Genomic DNA, 19,733 nt, shown 5'->3' with positions numbered 1-19,733 from the left:
ATCATGCCGAGTCAGAAGCACACAATTCTTGTCGTGGACGACGAGCCTGACGTCGTCAAGAGCGTCCAGGACCTGCTGCGGCTGGAGTACCGCGTGCTGGGCTGCACCCGTGCCTCCGAGGCCATGGACATCCTGCATCGCGAGGAAGTTCACGTGGTCATGACCGACCAGCGGATGCCGGAGATGACCGGCGTGGAGCTGCTCAGGAGCGTGCGCGGCGAGCATCCCGATGCGATCCGTCTGCTGTTCACCGGCTATGCCGACATCCGCGCCGTCATCGATGCGATCAACCAGGGCAATGTGTATCGCTACATCACCAAGCCCTGGGATCCGGATGAGCTTGAGGCGATCATCCGGGAGGCGTGCGATCACTACGACCTGCTGGTGGAGCGCAAACGCCTGCTCGCCGAGCTTCAGGTGAAAAACGCCGAGCTGTGGCGCGCCAATCAGCAGCTCACTGAGGCCAATCAGCTCAAGCAGGCCTTCATCCAGGTTGCCAGTCATGAGCTTCGCACGCCGTTGACGATCCTGCTGGGCCTCTCGAAGCTGGCGCTGCGGATGGATGGCGGGCAGGATCCGCTGCACGATTTTCTGGTTCGGATGGACGAGGCGGCGGGACGGTTGCAGCGCCTGATCGAGCAGATGATCTCGATGCTCTCGGCGCAGCGGTTTGAGCAGGTTTTGGATCGCAGACCTGAAAACGTGGCAGGGCTGATTCGCCAGGCCGCCGAAGACGTCCGCCCATTCATCGAGCTTCGCCGCCAGCAGCTTGTGGTCGAGGTTCCCGAGGATCTTGGCGTGATCGAGATCGACGCGATGAAGATTCGCGACAGCATCAATCATCTGCTGCTCAATGCAGTCAAGTTCACGCCGGATCAGGGCCGGATCACGCTGTCGGCCGGGCGCCAGCCGGCCGGTGTATGGATTCGTGTGGCCGACACGGGCACGGGGATTCCGCCGGATTGCCTGCCGCGGCTGTTCGAGCCATTTTTCACCGGCTACGACGTGTCGCACCATTCGTCGGGACTCTATGAGTTTGGCCGTCGCGGACTGGGGCTGGGGCTGAGCGTGGTCAAGGCGTTTGTCGAGCTGCACGGGGGCAAGGTCGAGGTGCAAAGCGAACCGGGCCGCGGCTCCACCTTCACGATACACCTGCCCGATTCGAAGGTGTCGGCGTGAGCGCGCGATGGGTGGTATGCGCGGTGGTGTGGGCGGCTGTGCTGAGCACATCGATCCGCGCGCAAACGCTGCCCCGAACACCAGCCACAACCTGGGCAACGCCGGTGCGAATCGGAGTTCTGGCCTACCGCGGAACCGAGGACGCGCTGCGAACCTGGGGCCCAACCGCCGACTACCTGTCAGAACAGATTCCCACGATTCGCTTCCAGGTCGTTCCGCTGGAGTTTGGGCGTATCAACCAGGCGGCGGCGCGGGCAGAAGTGGACTTCGTGATTACCAGTCCGGCGAACTACGTCGAGCTGGAGGCTGAATACGGTGCAACCCGAATCCTGACGCTGGTGGCGTATCGTCAGGGGACGGAACTGACCCGCTTTGCCGCAGTCGTCTTCGCCCGCGCGCAGAGAACGGATCTGAACACGTTCGAGGATCTGGTTGGCAGGACGTTCATTGCCACCGATCCGAACTCGTTCGGGGGCTGGTGGATGGCCTGGCGGGAAATGAAACAGCGGGGCATCGATCCGAACCGTGATCTGGCGCGACTGGAGTTTGCCGGAACTCAGGATCAGGTGGTGTATGCGGTACGCGATGGCCGGGCCGATGCCGGCACGGTGCGCACGGACCAGCTTGAGCAGATGGCGGCCGAGGGCAGGATCGACCTGTCGCAGTTTCGAGTGATTCAGCAGCAGCCGACGACAGCGGAGTTTCCGTTTCTGCGGAGCACGCGGCTGTATCCGGAGTGGGCGATAGCGCGTTTGGGGCATGTGCCTGCGGAGCTGGCCAAGCAGGTGGCGGTGGCGCTGCTGCAAATGCCGCGAAACAGCGTGGCGGCGCAGGCGGCGCGGGCGGCGGGCTGGACCATTCCACTGGATTACACCCCCGTCCACGAGTTGATGCGCGAGCTGCGCCTCGGCCCCTACCGAGCTTACGGACGGATCACGCTGGGACAGGCGGTGCGCCAGTATTGGCCATGGGCGCTGGGCGGGGCGGCATTGTTGCTGGGAGCATTCTCGACAACAGCGTATGTGCTGCGGCTGAACTATCGTCTGGGGCGTCTTCGCCGGCGGCTGGAGGCCGAACTTGCTCAGCGCCGCCGCGCCGACGAAGCGCTGCTGGAAAGCGAGCAGCGTCACCGTGCAGTCATCGAGCAGGCGTCCGAGGGGATCATCCTCACCGACGCCGATTCCCGCCGAATCATCGAAGCCAACCCGGCCATCGCCCGCCTGCTCGGATACACACTGGATCAACTGGTGGGCCGGTTGATCTACGATCTGATCGCCGATACGCGGGAGGGGATTGATGCGCGAATTGCTCGGGTGCTGGAGTCGAAGGTGCCGCTGGTCGGCGAGCGACCGTTTCGCCGCCGCGACGGTTCGGTCGTTACGGTGGAATCCAGCGCGGTGGTGGTGGAATGGTCCGGGCGTCGGGTGATCTGCACGGTGGTACGGGACATCACCGAACGAAAGCGCGCCGAGGAAGCGCTGCGGCAGTCCGAGCAGCGCACGCGGCAGATCGTGGAAACCGCGCACGACGCCTTCGTCTCCATCGACGCCAGCGGCTACATCACGGGGTGGAACGCCCAAGCGGAGGCGACATTTGGCTGGCGTCGCCAGGAGGCGATCGGTCGCGAGTTGGCTGAGACCATCGTCCCGCCTCAGCATCGCCAGGCGCATCGGCAGGGGCTGAAGCGGTTTCTAGCCGGCGGCGAGGGTCATCTGCTCAACCGGCGGATCGAGATCACGGCGTTACACCGCGATGGACACGAGTTTCCCGTCGAACTGAGCATCTCGCCGCTGCGTATCGGCGACACGGTGCAATTCAATGCCTTCATTCACGACATCACGCATCGCAGGCAGGCACAGCAACTGCTGGAACAGAAAAATCGCGAGTTGGAGCAGGCGGTGCAGTCGGAGCGAGAGGCGATCGAGAAGCTCAAGGCCACACAGAGCGCGCTGGTGCAGGCGGAGAAACTGGCGGCGCTGGGGCAGATGGTGGCGGGAGTGGCGCATGAGATCAACAACCCGCTGTCGTTCGTGGCCAACAACGTGGCAGTGCTTCAGCGCGATCTGGCGGCGATGCGGAAGTTGCTGGAGCTGTATCGCGCCCAGGACGCGCTGCTGGCGGCACACAATCCCGCCGTCGCCGCCGAAGCATGCGAGCTGGCCAGGCGCATCGACCTGGACTACACGCTGTCGAATCTGGACGATCTGCTGGTACGATCGCGCGAAGGGCTTCGCCGAATCCAGCAGATTGTCGGGGATCTGCGCGATTTTGCCCGGCTGGACCAGAACCAGCTTCAGGAAGCGGACCTGAATGCAGGTATCGAATCGACCGTGAACATCATCCAGGGACTGGCCAGGAAGCGGCAGGTGCGAATCGAATTGATGCTCGGGCAGATTCCGCCGGTCACATGCTATCCGGCCAAGATCAACCAGGTCGTGATGAACCTGCTGAGCAACGCGATCGATGCGTGCAAGCCGGGGGATGTGGTGACGGTGGCGACTCGGACCGAAGACGAGCAGGCATTGATCGAAGTGGCCGACACGGGCTGCGGGATCGATCCGTCGATCCGGGCGCGGATTTTCGATCCGTTTTTCACGACCAAGCCGATCGGCCAGGGCACGGGGCTTGGCCTGAGCATCAGCTACGGCATCGTGCAGGACCATTCAGGGCGCATCGAGGTGGAGTCCGAGCCGGGCCGAGGTTCGAAGTTCGTGGTGTATCTGCCGCTGCAAGCCCGGAAGTAGCGCCGGCATCCACCCGTGTGGACGGGCTCGCCCGGCGGCTCTTCCGTTCCATCGCTGATTCGCTACACTCGCTGAAGTGACTGGCGGAGCTGTTCGGGCTACCGCGGGAGAAGTTGTTTTATGTCCAATCCGTACGGCTCGTTTTGCGAAGACTTCTACATCAACATGCGGCTGGGTTCGCAACTGGCCCTGCCGCACCAGCGCGACACGGTTCTGCACTTTTTCGAGCAGGTGCAGAAGGCGTTTCCGAACATGACACGCTTCCGCAAGTCGGAAGACGGCGAGCTCAACCTCGAGGAAGACCGCGGGCGGCAAAGCTACCGGTGGATAAGCCTGGAGTCACGGCGGCTGAGTAGCGGACACGTCAACCCCGCCACCGTGGCCGAGGCGATGCAGCTCCATCGTCTGCTGCTGGCTCTGGCGCCGCACCAACTGGGCATCAGTCCGGTCGAGATCGACTATCTGGATGTGCTGTTTGGCTTCGACCTGGAGTTCAGCGGCAACCATGATGAGATCATTGCTGAGAGTCTTCTGGCGGACTCTCCGTTGACATGCCTGACGGAAGAGCCGGGGGCGCGAGCGGTGGACTTCCAGCCGACAGTCACCGTGGCGCTGAGCGAGGATTGCCGGCTTCAGGCTCGCATCGACATCGTCACGCGGACCAACAGTTATCAGGTGCGCACCGGCGACTACGCCGACGACGTGATCAGCGTCTACCTGATCCTTCGCCGTTACTGGGGAGATCGGCCCAGGATGTCCCTGGAGACGCTGCTGATGGAGATGGCCGACCGCGCCGATGCCCTGTGCAGCAGTCACATCGTGCCCAAAGTGGTCAAGCCGATCTCCGCGGCGATCGCGTCCCGATCATGAAGCATGTGCTCATCGCCCGGGCAGCAGGCGGCCCGGTCGGTTCGGAAAGCTCGACTGTGTGTGTTTCTGCTTTCGGTTTTGCGATGAATGCTTACAATCCGGGGCATGTCCGGGCAGAGCGAAGCCGAGATGATGCGCGATGCGCTGGAGCGGGCGCGTCGGCTGCTTCGCGAACTGGAGAAGCAGCGCGACGAGGTCGAGGCCAATCCGCCCGACATCCCGCCCGAGCAACTTGCGGTGGGACGGATGGCGATGAACAACGCGATCGCCTCGGCCAGACGCATGCTCCAGGCACTGACTGAGGCCGAACAGATTCGCCAGGAACTTCCGGAAGACCGGTTGTGTGACGATCAGGAGCAGACCGATCAGCAGACCGAGGCGGATTCGGGCATTCAGGACGAGAGCGAGTGATGACCACCAGCATTGAGACGCCACAGCCGACGACCGAGCCGCCGCGCGGACCAATCGTGGCCCGGGCGGGCAGGTATTACCGCAACACGCGGTTCATCATGGTGTTGATCCTGTTCGGCTACGGGTTGTGGTCGATCCGCGACGGGTTCTTCGCCTGGCCGAAGGCCAATGCCGAGGCGCTTGAGCGGGCACGGCAGGAGGCGGTGCAGAAAGGTCTGGACCCGGACAAGGTTGTGGATCCTGAGAAAGTGGTTCCACATCCGGGTCTGGACGTGCCATTCAACAAAGTCATCGGTGTGGTGATGCCCCCGCTGGCGCTGGCGCTGCTGGCGTGGGTGCTGTACAACTCACGCGGACAGTACCTGCTGGACGGCCAGACCCTTCACGTCCCCGGCCATCCGCCGGTGCCCTTCGAGAACATCACCGAGATCGATAAACGGCTGTGGGATCGCAAGGGGATCGCCTACATACGCTACGACCTGGGTGACGGACGCAAGGGCCGGCTGCGGCTGGACGATTTTGTCTACGACCGGGATGCAACCGACGAGATCTACAAGCGGATCGAGGAGTACATCAACCCGGGTCAGGTGCAGTCCGAGCCTGCTGAGGATACGAAAGCCCAGGGCTGAAACCGTGGGCTTGGTGCGCACACCGACCGTTGCCCGCGATCGCGGGCACTTGTATTAACTGTTGTGTTGCTCGATGCGTTGCCGTCGCTAGGCACCCTTAATCACTTCGATGATCGACTGGGTCTTGATGACCATCTGGTTGTCATCGAAGAGGTGGAAGCTTTGCACCAGCAGCTCATGGCTGCGACGCTCAATGTCCAGGACACTCAGCGCGCCAGCCGATTCCGGCGTGGCCGGGATCTCGGCAGTCATCAGCTCGCGCTTGGCGGCGTAGGTGGCGATTTCGTGCCTGGTGGCATCGTAAAGCGTCTGGGTGAGCTGCTCTTCCTGCGTGCTGATCATGTAGCGGATGGTTCCGCCGCAGGTCATTTCGTGATACTTCTCGCCGCGGCAGGGGATCGACTGGAGCAGACCGCGATCGGTCATCTGCTGAGCGTCCCGCGTGGCGATCACTTCGGTGAGGGTATTTTTTCCGGCGGTGAACATGATCACATGCCCGCCCTGGACCAGCCAAATGTCGGCTTCGTAGGCGCGGCGTGAAACCTGTTCGGAGGCGTGAATCTTGAACAGCTCCGGGTGGAGCGCCTTCTGGTACAGAAGCAGCGTCAGCCCACCTGAGCGACGTTGTTTTGTCCTGTTGGGCATAGCTTCCGTGCTCTTTCTAACCCCGGTATGGGGAAAAGATCGTGACATAAAGTACGAAGTTTACTCTATGTCTCAAGTCTGGCGTTGTCCTTTGCTCGCGCCCGTCATGTGCGAGAAGTTAAGTTGAGGTTTGGCATCCATTTCCAAACCTCCCCTGCCGCCGACTTGCCTGTGTTCGGGCCGTCCGCCCGTTGCGGACTCGTGGGATTATATGGTTTTCTCAGGGAAAAGTTGCCAAAAAAACTTCACGAATCGTCAGACGAGGCTGCGCAAGCCTACGACGAGTACATCGTAAGCCGCGTGAGAACCGGCAGTTATGCCAAATCCACGCAGAGAAAACACCGCCCCAAAATAAATCCCCGCCAAAGTCCGAAATGCGAAACTCCGCCACTGAAACGCTTCGTGACCCAAGTAATGGTATAGCGCGAATGCCAGCGACGACAAAACCACAATTAGCACGAAACTCAGCCACTTGCCGATGCCCAGCAGATCCACCAGGAAAAAGCTGAGCACCGTGAAAGCGATCAGCCGGAAGACTAATTCCTCGTAGATGCCGGCTCCGATCGACAGGACCAGCATGTTGGCCGTCGCACGGTCCCAGCCGGCCAGCGGCAGGTAGCGCGCCGCCACGAACCCCAGCCCGATCAGCGGCACCGCCACAATGACGCTTTCCAGGAGCATGCCAATCAGATGCCGCGGATCGATCTGCCAGCCATCTCCGCGCGCGATGTGCCAGGACAGCAGGATGCCGACGACCGCCAGTGCCGGCAGGTACTTGCCCGTGGCTCCCCAGAGGGCAAAAAACTGTTGCATGAGGTTGAACGCGATGATGCGCTGCTCGGGCTGATGAGCCGGATGAGCCGCCAGCAGCCGCGTGCCTGCCTCGTAGAGCACCAGCAGGGGCAGGATGAATGCCAGACTGGTCAGCGGCAGCTCGGATCTCTGGAAATACCCTCCGCCGCGACCGCTTCGGCCCTCGCCCGCACGGGCGAGCGCGCGATGCGCACAACTTGCCGAACCGGCGCGCGTCATCGGCTGGCCTCCGTACCGCCCGGGCGGACGGCGGGTTCCGCCGGGCGGGCAACGGCGCCGGTCTCATCGCCCTCCTGCCGCACACGGGTTATCCGTATCGCACGCTTGCCACGAAATTGCCCGAGCTGACCGGTAAACTTCAGTTTCCCTTCCGCCTCGATGAACACGTCGGCCCCCAGCGGCTTCTCGGTGGTGATGATGTCGCCGGGCTGGAGATTCAGCAGATCATCCACCCGAATCGTCGTGCGGGCCAGAAAGCATCGCAGCTCGATCGGCGCCGCCTGAACGTTGCTCAAGAGCCGACGCAGGTGGTCCTCCTGCCCTCCCTTGCGCTGGTAGCTGAACCAGTTCTGCGCCGCCAGCAGGCTCATGATCGGCTCGATCACGTTGTAGGGGATGCACAGGCTCATCGTCCCGGCGCGGTTGCCCATCTTCAGTTCAAAGCCGACCACCACCACCGTCTCGTTGGGCGGCACGATCTGCACGAGCTGCGGGTTGCTCTCGAACTCCTCGACACTGAACTTCACCGGCGTGAGGTTGCTCCACGCTTCCGAAAGGTGGTGCGTGGCCCGATCCGTGATCCGCGACACCAGCCGCTGCTCGATCTGCGTCAGCGGCCGCTGCGGAATGAACAGATCGGCATTGCTCCCTCCCAGCAGGCGATCGATGATCGGATAGATGATCAGCGGGCTGATCTCCAGGCACAGTTGCCCATCGAGCTGGTCGGCCTTGAGCAGGTTGAAGCACGTCGGGTTCGGCAGGGAGTGGATGAACTCGCTGTAGGTAAGCTGTTCGATATGGGCGACAGAGACCTCGATGATGGTGCGAAGATAACCCGACAGCGCCGCGCCGAGATTTCGCCCGAAGCCTTCGTGCAGCGCCTCCAGCGCCCGCATCTGGTCTTTTGAGACGCGCTCGGGGCGCTTAAAGTCGTAGACGGTGACATCCGCCTGCGTGCGCCCGCCCGCGGCGAAGACCTGCGACGGCTGCGTTGCCGCCGACCCCTGCGCCACCGCCCCGGTATCCACCGCCGCCAGCAGCGCATCGACTTCGGATTGATCCAGCACGTCGCTCAAATCGCGGCAACCTCCGTGTTGTCCGTGTCGTCTTCGTCATTATCGGACATCCCGGCCAGCTTTCTAGAGCGCCGCAATCGCCGCCGCCCGTGCCCATGTTCGCCTGTCATTGGACGAACCAGTCGCAGGCAGTTAGGTTGGGCGGCGCTGCGAGCCGCAAATTGCCGCCCCCAATTCAACTGTGGAGCATGAACCATGACCGCCCGCCCAACAGAAACCGCCTCGGCTTCCCCGGTATCGTCGGGTGGACCGCATCGGATTTGCCGCGAAGGACAGCGTGTGTGGATCGAGGGCATCCGGGGCTTTGATCCGGCGCAGTTCGCCAGCAGCCCACGCGCCGCGCAGTCGCGCATCTGCGAAGCGATCGGCCAGCCGCTGACATACGAGCAGTTGGTATGTTACAGCGGGCTTGCGTTCCGAGTGCAGGTGCATGAGACGATCTGCCCCAGCGCCGCTCACCCGTGCTGCGGCTATCGGTGCATCGACAATTCCAACCGCGCCCTGCCATGGAAGACTCAGTTGTTCGATGCGTGTTCCGGTGCCAAGCAGCAGGCCGACCGCGCCACCTTCGAGCGCGAGGTGCGCGTTGCTGTCAGGCAGAGCATCGACCGCGGAATCCCCGTTCATTACGGCAGTGAAGAAGATGGGCTGATCATCGGCTACGGCGACGATGGGCAGCGGTGGTGGTGCATCCATCCCTATCACCAGGCCGGACGCGAAGCCTTCTGGCATGATCAGGTGAGTGGCTTTGCTGGCGGCAAGTGGCCATGGGCCCTTGCTGTCCACATCGAGCCGAAATCGCCGGACCAGCGCGTATCCGACGGCGAGTTGACTGTTTCGGCGCTGCGACAGGCGGTGGACATGTGGCAGACCGAGAAGCGAGGCGCTTACTACATCGGCAAGGCGGCGTACGCGCACTGGCTTGAGTGGCTTGGCGATGTCGAGGCGCACAGGATCCAGAACCCCAGGGGCGGCATGCAGGGCAACGGGTGGTGTTACGACTCGCTGATTCAGTATCGTCTTATTGCCGCGACGTGGCTGCGGCATGTCTCAGCTAAGTTCGATGATGAGGCGCGGAAACAGTTGCTTGCCGCCGCGGATCACTACGCACATCTTGCCGGGCTGTGCACGAAGGGGCTGCGCTGCCCTTGGGAGTTGACGCTGCCTCCAGACAAATACGACGACTGGACCGGCGCATTGCGGCAAGATCAGATCGAGCGGCTCAGTCAGGCCCGAGATCACGACCGCGCCGCCATCGCCGCGATCAGCGCCGCGCTGGCAGCCGCTGGCTCATCACCCGCAAGCCTCAGATAAGCTCGAACAGCTCCGTGCCCATCTGACAAATGGATTCCCATCCGCCAGGCGTGATAAGACCGGCGTCCTCGAGCAGGAACGCGACTGGGCCGGCGCGCTCCACCAGCTCGATCACGATCGTCATGCCTTGCTCCAGCACGCAGTCCGAAGCATCGTTGAGGATCGGATACTCGTGACATTCAATCCCCAGGCTGTGTCCCAGGCCCTGGCGCGGCGGTAGTTTCAGGCGTTGACGGATGTCGCAGGCGGCAGCGAACACGTCGGCGACGCGCGCCCCAGGTCTCAGCAGCCCGGCGATTCGCTGGCGGCACTCGACCATGCGGGCGTGAACATCGCGCAGTTCCGCGCTGGCCCTGCCCACCACCGCGTTGCGGCCGAAGTCGGTCGTGTAGCCTCGCCAGATCAGACCGATGTCCAGCAGCACCGCATCGCCATGATCGAAGGTCTGCTGCGTCCAGTCGACGGCCATGTCCCAGGCTCGCTTCGTGCTCGACTGTGCAAAGGCATAGCCGAAAAGCAGAGGCGGGCATCCGGCTCGCGTCGCCATCGCCATCTGCATCGCGCGGACCTCGCCGACCGTCACCTGCCCGGCGCGTTCCCGGATGGTCGCCAGGGTCTGGCGATAGATTTCCTCGGCGATGCGGTAGGCGTGTCGCTGGCGTTGCAGCTCCTGCGGCGTCTTGACCGCGCGCATTCGCCACAGCACCTGGTCGGCGGGCACAAACCTCGCCCTGGGCAGGCGATCACGAAGCAATTGAAGCGTCGATGCGGGAAGATGGTTCATCTCCACACCGATAGTGCCTGTATCGAGCTTCCGTTCGCGGATGGATTCCGCCAGCACAACGATGCGGCTTGGGCGGCCAGTGCCCGGCTTCTCGCACCAGCCGCGTACATCGCACACACACCCGCCACCGTGCTGGCGGTAGACATACGTTCGATTCTCATGGGCGATGGCGAAGGGCGCGGCGGTGGTGTCGCGCGGCAGGCCTGCAAAATAGTGTGGGCCGAGGCAGCCGTCGTCTTCCACCTCAAGCAGGTTGGCCACGTCCGGGTACTGCCAGTACTGGATCGCGAAGCTGTCGGTCAGGTACGCGACGTTGGCCCGTCGCGACGCCAGCAGCAGATCGATCTGCGCTTCGGCCAGCAGTCTCTCGGCCCGCGCGGGGTCATACAGCGTCGATTTATTCCCCTGGGCGCTCTGGCTGGCGCCTGTGCGTGTGTCATGGCTCTGGATTTCTACCGTTTTCCAGAGCGGATCAGCAATGTGGTGCGACAGAAAAAAACACTCCCGACCCCTTTAAAAAGGGGTCGGGAGTATTTTTCGCGGCGTGAGGTCATTCGTTGCCGCGGGAGGATCGCTTTTTTCCGTTGGCTCTGGCCTCGGGGCTTATGCCGTAGATGTGGAACTGATGCGAGATCGGCTCAAAGCCATGCTGGGCGCAAATCTCGTCCCGCAGCTTGCGAAGCTTGTCGCTGCTGAATTCGATCACCCGCCCGGTCTGAACGCAGATCAGATAGTCGTAGGCCTGTCTTCCGGCGATGACCTCGTAATACGACTGCTTGTTGTCGAAAAAAACCTGCTTGAGTATGCCGGCATCGTGCAGGTGGTTGAGCGTGCGGTAGACCGTGGCCCGGCTGACGCGATGCCCAAGCTGCTTGAGATCGCTGACGAGCTGCTCGGCATCAAACAGTCCGGTCTTGCGAAGGGCGGCGTCGAGAATCATCGCCCGCTCCGGGGTGAATTTCAGTTTCTGCCCATGCAGATACCGTCGAAACACAGCGCAGACCGGCTCGTAAGGCAGCGTCTGCTGCGTGGCAGTGATGCTGGAAACCCGGGGGATGCTGGGCAGGATGTGAGGCGTTTGGCTCATCTGGCTCGCCTGGTTCATCGGACTAAATTGTATCTTGATCGCCAATCATTCGCAACAAGCCCGCCGCTTTGTGGCCGCGCTCCATTCCGATACCATGCGCCACCGCGATGTCATTTCACCTTGGCAAGCCAATCCTGGTCATGCTGCTGGTTGCCCTGGTCAGCGGCGCCGTCATCGCACTTCGAGATACGCCGCCGCAAAAAGACCTGACGCTTTGGGTCTTTGCTGAAGGCCATGCCATCACGTACCGCTCCATCATAGGCCAGTTCGAGCGCGAAACGGGAAAATCCGTCGAGATTCACCACCTTTCCACTCGGGCCGAGAACGTGAGGCTGGAGTCGATGTTCATGACCGGGCAGACCGGCCGCGCCCTGCCGGACGTGGTCGAGATCGAGATCAGTCACGTAGGCAAGTTCTTTCGCCCGCCGATCAGCCAGGTCGGTTTCCTGCCGCTTAACGATTACCTGCAACGTGGCGGATGGGACAGGAAGCTTGTAGCGGCCAGGTTTGCGCCCTGGTCGAAGCAGGACGTGATCTTCGGCGTGCCGCACGATGTGCATCCCGTTTCACTGACCTATCGCGACGACCTGTTTCGCCAAGCAGGAATCGACCTTGCGCAGGCCCAGACCTGGCCGCAGTTGCACGATTTGTGTCTGAAGTTCCAGGAATACTGGCGTGCCCGGGGCTACGCCACGCGGCACGCGATCGAGCTGCCGCGCGCCTCGGCCGACTATGTGATCGTCATGCTGCTTCAGCGCGGCGTGAATCTCGTGGATCAGTACGACCGGATCCACATCAACAACCCCAAGGTTGCCCAGACGGTCGCCTTCTATGCGCAGGTCGTGGCCGGGCCGAGGAAGATCGCCGCCGAAGCGGCAGGGGGGACCGGCGTGTGGACGAATGACGCTTTGGCGGGCAACCTGTGCGCGTTCATCACGCCTGACTGGAGGATCTTCCACTTCCGGCGCTTCACGCCGCAGCTTGAGGGCAAACTGCGGATGAGGCCGCTGCCCAGATTCGATCCCACCGACGCGCCAACAAGCACCTGGGGCGGCACGATGATCGGCATTACCCGAGACAGCAGGAACCATGACGATGCCTGGAAGCTGATCAAGTTTCTATACCTCAGTGATACAGGCATGGACGCGCTGGAACAGACCTTTGGCATCCTGCCCCCGGTGGTGCAGCGATGGGACGAGCCGTTCTACCATCAGCCGGACCCGTTTTTCGGCGGGCAGAAGATTCTGGAGCTGTACGCGGACTTGGCGCGGCAGATCCCGCCGCGATATGTAACGCCTGTGACGGCCATCGCGCAGGCGGAGCTGTCGGTGGTGGTAAGCCGCGCGGTGCGATACCTGGAGGATCATGGCCCGCAGGGGCTGGAGGCGCAATGCCAGAAGTGGCTCGACACCGCCGCCGAGGACATCCGACGACGCATCGAGCATGGACGGTTCGACGAATGAGCGCACCGACCGCGCACCACCGTGGTGTCTTGCAGCGGAAGGTCTGGACCTGGCAGGCGCGGGCCGCGCCGTATTTGTTCGTCGCGCCGTTCCTGATCCTGTTCCTGGTGTTTCTGCTGTATCCGCTGACGCGAAGCATCGTCCTGAGCTTCTACAAGTCCGCCGGGCCGAGGATGAGTGTCTTCATCGGCCTGGAGAACTACGCATTTCTCCTGCGCGACTGGCTGTTCTGGCTGGCGGTGCTGAACACGCTGTTGTACACGCTGTTGTTTCTGTCGCTTCAGATTCCGATGTCGCTGGGGCTGGCGCTGCTGCTGAACAGCAGGGCCGTGCGCCTGCGCAATTTCTTCCGCTTCGCGTTTTTCTCCTCGCATCTGGTCGGCAATGTGTTTGTGGCGATCCTGTTCATGCTCCTGCTGGCGCCGCGGCATGGACTGGTCAACCGGATGATCGGCGCCGCACTTCCTTTTGTTGGCACCGAGATCAACTGGCGAGGCAACCCGGCGCTGGCCATGCCCGCGATCGTGCTGGCCAGTCTGTGGCTTTCCGTCGGGTACGGGATGATCTATTTCCTGGCGGCGCTTCAGGCGGTCGATGAAGAGCTGTACGAGGCGGCGGAGGTCGATGGGGCAGGACGCTGGCAGAAGTTCTGGCACGTGACGCTTCCTGGCATCCGGCCGGTACTCATCTTCATCCTGCTCGTCGGCACGATCGGATCGTTTCAGCTTTTCGAGCTGCCATACGTCTTCTTTGACGGGCCGGGACCAGGTTACGCCGGACTGACCATCGTGATGTACCTGTATCAGCAGGGCTTCGAGGCCGGCAACATCGGCTACGCCGCCGCGATCGGCTGGGTGCTGGTGCTGATGATCCTGCTGGTCGCCATCGCCCAGCTCAAGGTTACCGGCGCCGCCAGGGAGTGAGTGTCTGTGCAGGCCAAAGATCGTCCATCGCCGATTACACTGGTGATCATCCACCTCGTCCTGACGGCGCTGGCGCTGATCAGCATCACGCCTTTTCTGTGGCTGATCTGCGCGTCCTTCAAGCCGCAACAGTACATCTTCCAGTACGCCTTTGTGCCATGGCATGATCTGGGCTCGCTCACCTGGCGAAACTACGCCAGGCTCTTTCAGATCACTCCATTTGGACGATGGCTGTTCAATTCGCTGTTTCTGGCATCGGCCCAGACCGTGCTGGTCGTGACGCTCAGCAGCCTGGGCGGCTTTGCGCTGGCCAAGTATCAGTTTCGCGGGAAGAGGCTGCTCATGCTGATGATGCTGGCGACGATGCTGCTGCCCGGGCAGGTTCTGCTGCCCAGCAGCTACGAGCTGATGTACCACCTGGGGTGGATCAATTCCTACGCCGCCATTCTGGTGCCCGGCGCGGTCAGTGTGTTCGGCATGTTCCTGTTCCGTCAGGCGATGCTGGCGGTGCCGGATGAGTTGTTGCACGCAGGCCGGGTCGATGGGTGCAGCGAGCTGCGCTTGTGGTGGGAAGTGGCCCTGCCGATTGTTCGACCCATGATCGGCGCCTTTACCCTCCTGGCGTTCCTGGGAAACTGGAACAGCTTCCTGTGGCCGCAGATCATCCTTCAGGACGAGCTGAAGTACACGCTGCCTATTGGCCTGGCCAACATGATTGGCATGCCGCAGTTCGAGACTCAGTACGGCGTGCTGATGGCCGGGACGCTGCTGAGCATCCTGCCGGTCGTGGTGCTGTTCTTCGTGCTCCAGAGGGACTTCATCGCCGGCCTGGCCAGCGGGGCGATGAAGGGGTGATGCAAAGGGCAACAGTCGCAGTCGCGAACCGCGCGTCTGTCTTTGTCATTCTGCGATCTGGCCCTCAATACTCCACCGCCGGAATATGAGGCCTGGGCTTGCTCAGGTCCACATCCTTGAGCATCTTCGCATCTCCACCCAGCGCTTTGACGATCGACTCCAGATCATCCTCCACCTGCACCGGGCGATTGACGTACTTGCCCTTAGGTTCGGTCCTTGGGGCAAGGTCCTGGACGCTGTTCATGTCAATGCCGGTGTGATACTTCACCGTCGCATTGGGATCCTTCAGCTCGTGGCCGGTCAGAATGCACACCACGGTTTCATCCGGCGAGATGACCTGCTCGGCCAAAAGCTGGGCCAGCCCGGCGACGCTGGCGGCACTGGCGGGCTCGCAGCCGAAGCCGCAGCGCGCCACCAGCGCCCGGTGCTCCAGAATCTCCTCATCGGTCACCTCACGCACCAGGCCATCCATCACCTCCAACGCCCGCAGCGACTTGGGCAGGTTCACCGGACGGCTGATCTCGATGGCGCTGGCGACCGTGTGCGGGCGGAAGTTGGCCTCATCCATCGCCGCATACAGCTTCTGAGCGATGCTGGCGTCGTAGTGTCCTGCGTTCCAGCGCATGCCGCGACGGGTGAACAGCTCATTGAGCGTGTTGGCACCGCTGGCGTTGATGATCGCCAGCCGCGGGATGCGCCTGATCAGCCCCAGATCGCGCAGCTCCATGAACGCCTTGCCGAACGCCGAGCTGTTGCCCAGGTTGCCGCCCGGCACGATGATCCAGTCCGGCGGCTCCCAGTCTCGCGCCTCCAGAATGCGATACATGATCGACTTCTGCCCCTCCAGCCGGAAGGGATTGACGCTGTTCATCAGGTAGATGCCCAGTTGGGGCAGATCCACCGCGATCTGCCGGATGCGTCGCAGGCAGTCGTCAAAGTCCCCCTTGATCTGCAGCGTCATCGCACCGTAGTCCAGCGCCTGCGAGAGCTTGCCGAAGGAAATCTTGCCCGACCCGATAAACACGATCCCCTGCATCTGGGCGATGCTGGCGAACATCGCCAGGCTGGCGCTGGTGTTGCCGGTGGACGCGCAGGCGACGCGGCGTGCGCCGACGATGCGTGCGTGCGTGAACGCCGCGGTCATCCCGTTGTCCTTGAAACTGCCCGAAGGATTCAACCCTTCGTACTGAAGCATCAACGATCCCGGGCGCATGTTGAGCTGCCGCGCCAGCAGATCGGCATGCTGAAGAACCGTTCTGCCCTCACCAATGGTGACGATGTCGTCTTCATTGCGATAGAAGGGCATCAGCTCGCGGAATCGCCACACGCCTGAAAAATCGAGCTTTCCTTCACCCCCCGTGCCCTTGGTTGCCCAGCGGTGCTCGAAAAACGCCATGCTCTTGGGCACCGGCAGGCGTTTCCAGTCGTAGCAGACGTCGAGCAGGCTCCCACATCTGGTGCAGGAGACTTTCACGTCGGCGATCGCGTAGGTCGCCCGGCAGGAGGGGTTGATGCACTGCTGAAACGCGGCGTCGGTCATGGGAAACAAGTTAGATCGCGACGAAGCAAACGTCAAAACGGCCAATGGACCCTGTGTCGCTTTCCGCCTGCCCTTCGGCAAGGTTTGATCAAACCAGCTCGTCTTTGCGGAGCTCTCGACGCAAGCCCCGGATGTCCTGCATCAGCTCCTTGCGCAGGACATATCGCGTGATGGTGGCGGCGGCGAAGCTCAGCAGGAACACCTCGATCGCCGACAGCACCCGCACGCGATAAACCGCCCAGGCGGCGACGGCGGCGCAGGCTGCGATCTCCGCCAGCGCGATCAGCATGAATTCACCCCAGGGGTGTCTGCTCACCAGGAACTCGCGCTGCGTGCGAATGTATCGGCGATGAAACACCGCGGTCACGAAAATCGCCGCAAGGTATGCCACGACAACCGCCCGCACCAAGGGAACCTGTGCCCAAAGCATCATCTGATACATCCCCAGACCCACGCACCAGTCAAGAATCGTGACGATCAGGAACTTGACGATCGGCGAGAGCCGGGGGAAGCAGAAGTCGTACAGCCGGCTGAGGTGTTCCAGGTAGCGGAACTGCTCGCGGATGGTGAGCTTGGACTGCCCGCGGGCTCGCTCGGCAAAATGAATGGGGATTTCCTTGACTCGCTGCACCCGGCACTTGCACATCAGCTCCAGGCCGATCTTGTAACCCAAAGGCGTGAGTCGCTGGGCACGCTGGAAGGTCTGACGCTTCAGGGCGAAAAACCCGGACATCGGATCGCGCACCTTCCCAGCGAACGGGCGCGCCAGCAGCGTCGCGACCCAGGAGTTGATCCGCCGGAACAATCCCCATCGCTCTCCCACGCTGCCGCCGGGAACATGCCGCGATCCCAGCACAAAGTCCGCCTCTTCACGTTCCAGCGGTTCCAGCAATTCGGGAAGTTTGCCCGGCGGGTGTTGAAGATCGGCGTCCATCACCACCAGATACTCCCCGCGTGCCTGGGAAAAGCCGTGCAGTACCGCGCCGCCCAATCCATCTTTGGGATTCCGTCGTACGATCAGCCGCAGCGGGTGCGCCTTGCTCAACTGCGCACAAACCTCTTGCGTGTTGTCCTGGCTGTTGTCGTCAACGATGATGATCTCGTAGCTGCGCCCCCGCAATGCCGCGGCGATCTGCTCCACCAGCGTAGACAAATTCTCCGCTTCGTTCAACGTCGGGATGATCAGGCTGATCCGAGGAGTTTGCACGTTGGTTTCATTATCGGCTGGCGCGACGGGGCAGGTCATGGGTTTTGCGGTTTCTGGCTGTCGGATTCGCTCAGCTCAAGCGGCTTTCGCCGCAGCAGGTGCACCGTCGTCATGTGTCGTCCGTCGGCGTCCTTGCCCGCGTAGTTCAGCCCGCGGACGGTGTGGATCACGTCCAGCTTCGATTTCACCTGCGGCGGCATTCGCTTCCACACCGCTTCGGTCATCACGATCCACCTGGGCCACTCGAACGGCGGCGTGTTCACCAGAAACTCATCGTCCCGCTGCGGGCGGATCGTGCCGCCCTGGTAGAACGCCAGGCTCATCTCCTTATAGTCGATCATCATCGCGTCGCCGACGCGCGTGGCGCCTTCGGCTTTGAGCCTCTCGGCAAGCTGCCGGGAGATCTGGAGGTACCGCGCATTGGGCAGATACAGCCCGTAAAGCACGCCGACGAGCAGGATCATGCCGATGGCCATGACGGCGGCGGCGTCGAGCGGGCGCGCGGCGCGGAAGTGCACGTACGTCGATCGCGCATACTCCATCGCCACAATCGGCAGCAGGATCATCGCCAGCAGCCCCGGCAGGGGGGGCGAGCCGAAGATGAACATCGCCAACCACGGCAGCAGGCTGATCGCCACGACGATGCCGCCCCAGACGAGCACGACGCGCAGAAATGCCCGATTCGCCAGTTCCTCGTCGTGCTCGCCACGGATCAGCATGTCGGCGGTCAGATACGCCAGTGCCGGAAACACCGGCAGAAGATAATGCGGCAGCTTCGTCTGAACGATCTCGAACATGATCCACGGGCCGATGACCGCCGCCAGCGCGAATCGCACCGGTGGCCGGTGCCGATTCCGCCAGCCGCTGACCATCGCCGCCGGCAACAGCAAACTCCAGGGGAAATACGTGCCCCAGATCGTCAACAGATAATAGCCCGGCGGGCCCTTGTGGCCTTCCTGCGGCTTGCGGGCGCGCTCGAAGACTTCGGCCTTGAGTGTGCGCAGCGTGTAGCCCGGCAGACGCTGCTCGATCGCGTAAAGCCAGGGCGCCAAAACCGCCAGGGCGAGCAGGATTGCGACCACGGCTTTGGCGACGGCTGTCGTCCAGCCCCCTCTGCCGGCATTTCGGGAGGACGCTACGGCGGGGGCTGTACTGCGAGTTCGAATGACATCCGACGGCGCGGCACAACCCCTATCGCTGCCCTCCCCAGCAGAGTCGGTGGAGGAGGTAACAGGCCGCCGACGAATCACGTAGTGTCGGGCAAGCTGGATGATCACTGGCGTTCGCTGCTCGGTATACCGGATCGCCGCCAGCGCCAGCAGGGTCATGAGCATCACCCCCAGCACCACCGGGCCTTTGGTCAGGGCGGCAAAACCCACCGCCAGGCCCATCACAATGGCGATTGGCCAGGTTGCTCGTCGCTGCCAGATCGCATAGAGGCACAACTGAGCGGTCGTGATGAACAGGATCAGCACGCCGTCGGTGATGGACATCTTGGCGGCGGCGATGGTCAGGGCGCTGGTGGCGAAGATGATCGCCGTCCAGCGGCCCTGAGTCACACCGATCGTCCTGCCCAGAATCACCGTGATGATGACGATGGTCAGCGCAACGCCAATGACCGAAGGCAGCCTCGCCGCAAACGCATTGTCCCCCAGCAGCGCCATCGCCGCCGCCTGGCACCAGTAGACGAAGACGGGCTTTTTCTCCCGCGGCTCGTCGAGGAGCCTGGGGACGACCCAGTCGCCGCTGGCCAGCATCTGTCGCGATGTTTGCGCGTATCGCGGCTCGTCGCGGTCCCACAGGCTCACCGAGTGGTTCCCGACCAGGTACAGCGCGACGATGGCCAGCAGCAGCAGGACAAACAATGCGCGTCGCCGGGCGTCAAGCATGCGTGGTCGGGAGCTTAACCGCTGCATCGCCCGCCACCAATGGCCCGCGAATGATCCCGCGCTTGACCCGACGGGTCGTCGCCCG

General features: G+C 62.6%; 17 protein-coding genes. 9 read left to right on the top strand and 8 right to left on the bottom strand.

All coding sequences use genetic code 11. The annotated features are described in order from the left end of the window. Positions 1-3 precede the first annotated feature (3 nt). From ACQS5P_RS02315 to ACQS5P_RS02295, 5 genes are all read left to right on the top strand, one after another. The gene (locus ACQS5P_RS02315) at positions 4-1,179 is read left to right on the top strand and encodes an ATP-binding protein (protein WP_428939289.1); all 1,176 of its coding nucleotides are present in this window, start codon (positions 4-6) and stop codon (positions 1,177-1,179) included. Next, positions 1,176-3,923 carry a PAS domain S-box protein gene (locus tag ACQS5P_RS02310; protein ID WP_428939288.1) on the top strand — a complete coding sequence of 916 codons (2,748 nt, stop codon included), beginning with the start codon at positions 1,176-1,178 and terminating at the stop codon, positions 3,921-3,923. Before ACQS5P_RS02315 ends, ACQS5P_RS02310 begins: the two co-directional genes overlap by 4 nt. Before the next feature lie 120 nt (positions 3,924-4,043). Next, a complete protein-coding gene (locus ACQS5P_RS02305; RefSeq protein WP_428939287.1) occupies positions 4,044-4,793 on the top strand; it encodes a hypothetical protein in 750 nt (249 codons plus the stop codon). A 105-nt stretch (positions 4,794-4,898) separates the two neighbouring features. Next, complete coding sequence (locus ACQS5P_RS02300) at positions 4,899-5,204, top strand: hypothetical protein (protein WP_428939286.1); 306 nt, start codon at positions 4,899-4,901, stop codon at positions 5,202-5,204. After that, the gene (locus tag ACQS5P_RS02295; protein WP_428939285.1) at positions 5,204-5,833 is read left to right on the top strand and encodes a hypothetical protein; all 630 of its coding nucleotides are present in this window, start codon (positions 5,204-5,206) and stop codon (positions 5,831-5,833) included. The genes ACQS5P_RS02300 and ACQS5P_RS02295 overlap by 1 nt, the downstream gene beginning before the upstream one ends. Positions 5,834-5,920: 87 nt before the next feature. Here ACQS5P_RS02295 and ACQS5P_RS02290 read toward each other — a convergent pair whose 3' ends face one another. The 3 genes from ACQS5P_RS02290 to fliM form a co-directional block, all read right to left on the bottom strand. Next, positions 5,921-6,478 (bottom strand): DUF2617 family protein, encoded by a 558-nt coding sequence (locus ACQS5P_RS02290; RefSeq protein ID WP_428939284.1) that lies wholly within the window; start codon positions 6,476-6,478, stop codon positions 5,921-5,923. A 255-nt stretch (positions 6,479-6,733) separates the two neighbouring features. Continuing rightward, positions 6,734-7,510 carry a CPBP family intramembrane glutamic endopeptidase gene (locus tag ACQS5P_RS02285; RefSeq protein WP_428939283.1) on the bottom strand — a complete coding sequence of 259 codons (777 nt, stop codon included), beginning with the start codon at positions 7,508-7,510 and terminating at the stop codon, positions 6,734-6,736. Further along, positions 7,507-8,577 carry a flagellar motor switch protein FliM gene (gene fliM, locus ACQS5P_RS02280; RefSeq protein WP_428940984.1) on the bottom strand — a complete coding sequence of 357 codons (1,071 nt, stop codon included), beginning with the start codon at positions 8,575-8,577 and terminating at the stop codon, positions 7,507-7,509. Before fliM ends, ACQS5P_RS02285 begins: the two co-directional genes overlap by 4 nt. Before the next feature lie 288 nt (positions 8,578-8,865). Here fliM and ACQS5P_RS02275 point away from each other — a divergent pair, with 288 nt between their 5' ends. After that, the gene (locus tag ACQS5P_RS02275) at positions 8,866-9,900 is read left to right on the top strand and encodes a hypothetical protein (protein ID WP_428939282.1); all 1,035 of its coding nucleotides are present in this window, start codon (positions 8,866-8,868) and stop codon (positions 9,898-9,900) included. Here the strand turns inward: ACQS5P_RS02275 and ACQS5P_RS02270 are convergent. Together ACQS5P_RS02270 and ACQS5P_RS02265 are read right to left on the bottom strand one after the other, a co-directional pair. After that, positions 9,893-11,047, bottom strand: a complete 1,155-nt coding sequence (locus ACQS5P_RS02270; protein ID WP_428940983.1) for a M24 family metallopeptidase — start codon at positions 11,045-11,047, stop codon at positions 9,893-9,895. The two genes, ACQS5P_RS02275 and ACQS5P_RS02270, sit on opposite strands and share 8 nt — an antisense overlap. A gap of 187 nt (positions 11,048-11,234) precedes the next feature. Further along, positions 11,235-11,789, bottom strand: a complete 555-nt coding sequence (locus tag ACQS5P_RS02265) for a Fur family transcriptional regulator (RefSeq protein WP_428939281.1) — start codon at positions 11,787-11,789, stop codon at positions 11,235-11,237. A gap of 89 nt (positions 11,790-11,878) precedes the next feature. Here ACQS5P_RS02265 and ACQS5P_RS02260 point away from each other — a divergent pair, with 89 nt between their 5' ends. Genes ACQS5P_RS02260 through ACQS5P_RS02250 form a run of 3 tightly spaced genes read left to right on the top strand, consistent with a single transcriptional unit; the run spans position 11,879 to position 15,012 of the window. Then, a complete protein-coding gene (locus ACQS5P_RS02260) occupies positions 11,879-13,234 on the top strand; it encodes an ABC transporter substrate-binding protein (RefSeq protein ID WP_428939280.1) in 1,356 nt (451 codons plus the stop codon). Then, positions 13,231-14,157, top strand: coding sequence for a carbohydrate ABC transporter permease (locus ACQS5P_RS02255; protein WP_428939279.1), 927 nt, complete (start codon positions 13,231-13,233; stop codon positions 14,155-14,157). The genes ACQS5P_RS02260 and ACQS5P_RS02255 overlap by 4 nt, the downstream gene beginning before the upstream one ends. A 6-nt stretch (positions 14,158-14,163) precedes the next feature. Beyond that, the gene (locus tag ACQS5P_RS02250; RefSeq protein ID WP_428939278.1) at positions 14,164-15,012 is read left to right on the top strand and encodes a carbohydrate ABC transporter permease; all 849 of its coding nucleotides are present in this window, start codon (positions 14,164-14,166) and stop codon (positions 15,010-15,012) included. Between the two features lie 64 nt (positions 15,013-15,076). Here the strand turns inward: ACQS5P_RS02250 and thrC are convergent, their stop codons facing one another. The 3 genes from thrC to ACQS5P_RS02235 form a co-directional block, all read right to left on the bottom strand. Beyond that, entirely contained in the window at positions 15,077-16,552 is a 1,476-nt protein-coding gene (gene thrC, locus ACQS5P_RS02245; RefSeq protein ID WP_428939277.1) for a threonine synthase, read from the bottom strand. A gap of 88 nt (positions 16,553-16,640) precedes the next feature. Beyond that, positions 16,641-17,759, bottom strand: a complete 1,119-nt coding sequence (locus ACQS5P_RS02240; RefSeq protein WP_428939276.1) for a polyprenol monophosphomannose synthase — start codon at positions 17,757-17,759, stop codon at positions 16,641-16,643. A gap of 35 nt (positions 17,760-17,794) precedes the next feature. After that, the gene (locus tag ACQS5P_RS02235; protein ID WP_428939275.1) at positions 17,795-19,648 is read right to left on the bottom strand and encodes a phospholipid carrier-dependent glycosyltransferase; all 1,854 of its coding nucleotides are present in this window, start codon (positions 19,646-19,648) and stop codon (positions 17,795-17,797) included. Positions 19,649-19,733 lie beyond the last annotated feature (85 nt).

It is taken from the genome of Fontivita pretiosa (assembly GCF_050410795.1).
In the GTDB taxonomy this organism is placed as follows: Bacteria; Planctomycetota; Phycisphaerae; order Tepidisphaerales; family Tepidisphaeraceae; genus Fontivita; species Fontivita pretiosa.
Note: the sequence above shows the minus strand (reverse complement) of the source record. Positions and strands in the feature narration are given on the sequence as shown.

What these genes read in the sequence shown, in the direction of transcription:
- ACQS5P_RS02315 (WP_428939289.1), top strand. Translation starts at nt 4, where the DNA reads ATGCCGAGTCAGAAGCACACAATTCTTGTCGTGGACGACGAGCCTGAC.
- ACQS5P_RS02305 (WP_428939287.1), top strand. Translation starts at nt 4,044, where the DNA reads ATGTCCAATCCGTACGGCTCGTTTTGCGAAGACTTCTACATCAACATG.
- ACQS5P_RS02300 (WP_428939286.1), top strand. Translation starts at nt 4,899, where the DNA reads ATGTCCGGGCAGAGCGAAGCCGAGATGATGCGCGATGCGCTGGAGCGG.
- ACQS5P_RS02295 (WP_428939285.1), top strand. Translation starts at nt 5,204, where the DNA reads ATGACCACCAGCATTGAGACGCCACAGCCGACGACCGAGCCGCCGCGC.
- ACQS5P_RS02290 (WP_428939284.1), bottom strand. Translation starts at nt 6,478, where the DNA reads ATGCCCAACAGGACAAAACAACGTCGCTCAGGTGGGCTGACGCTGCTT.
- ACQS5P_RS02285 (WP_428939283.1), bottom strand. Translation starts at nt 7,510, where the DNA reads ATGACGCGCGCCGGTTCGGCAAGTTGTGCGCATCGCGCGCTCGCCCGT.
- ACQS5P_RS02265 (WP_428939281.1), bottom strand. Translation starts at nt 11,789, where the DNA reads ATGAACCAGGCGAGCCAGATGAGCCAAACGCCTCACATCCTGCCCAGC.
- ACQS5P_RS02260 (WP_428939280.1), top strand. Translation starts at nt 11,879, where the DNA reads ATGTCATTTCACCTTGGCAAGCCAATCCTGGTCATGCTGCTGGTTGCC.
- ACQS5P_RS02255 (WP_428939279.1), top strand. Translation starts at nt 13,231, where the DNA reads ATGAGCGCACCGACCGCGCACCACCGTGGTGTCTTGCAGCGGAAGGTC.
- thrC (WP_428939277.1), bottom strand. Translation starts at nt 16,552, where the DNA reads ATGACCGACGCCGCGTTTCAGCAGTGCATCAACCCCTCCTGCCGGGCG.
- ACQS5P_RS02235 (WP_428939275.1), bottom strand. Translation starts at nt 19,648, where the DNA reads ATGCTTGACGCCCGGCGACGCGCATTGTTTGTCCTGCTGCTGCTGGCC.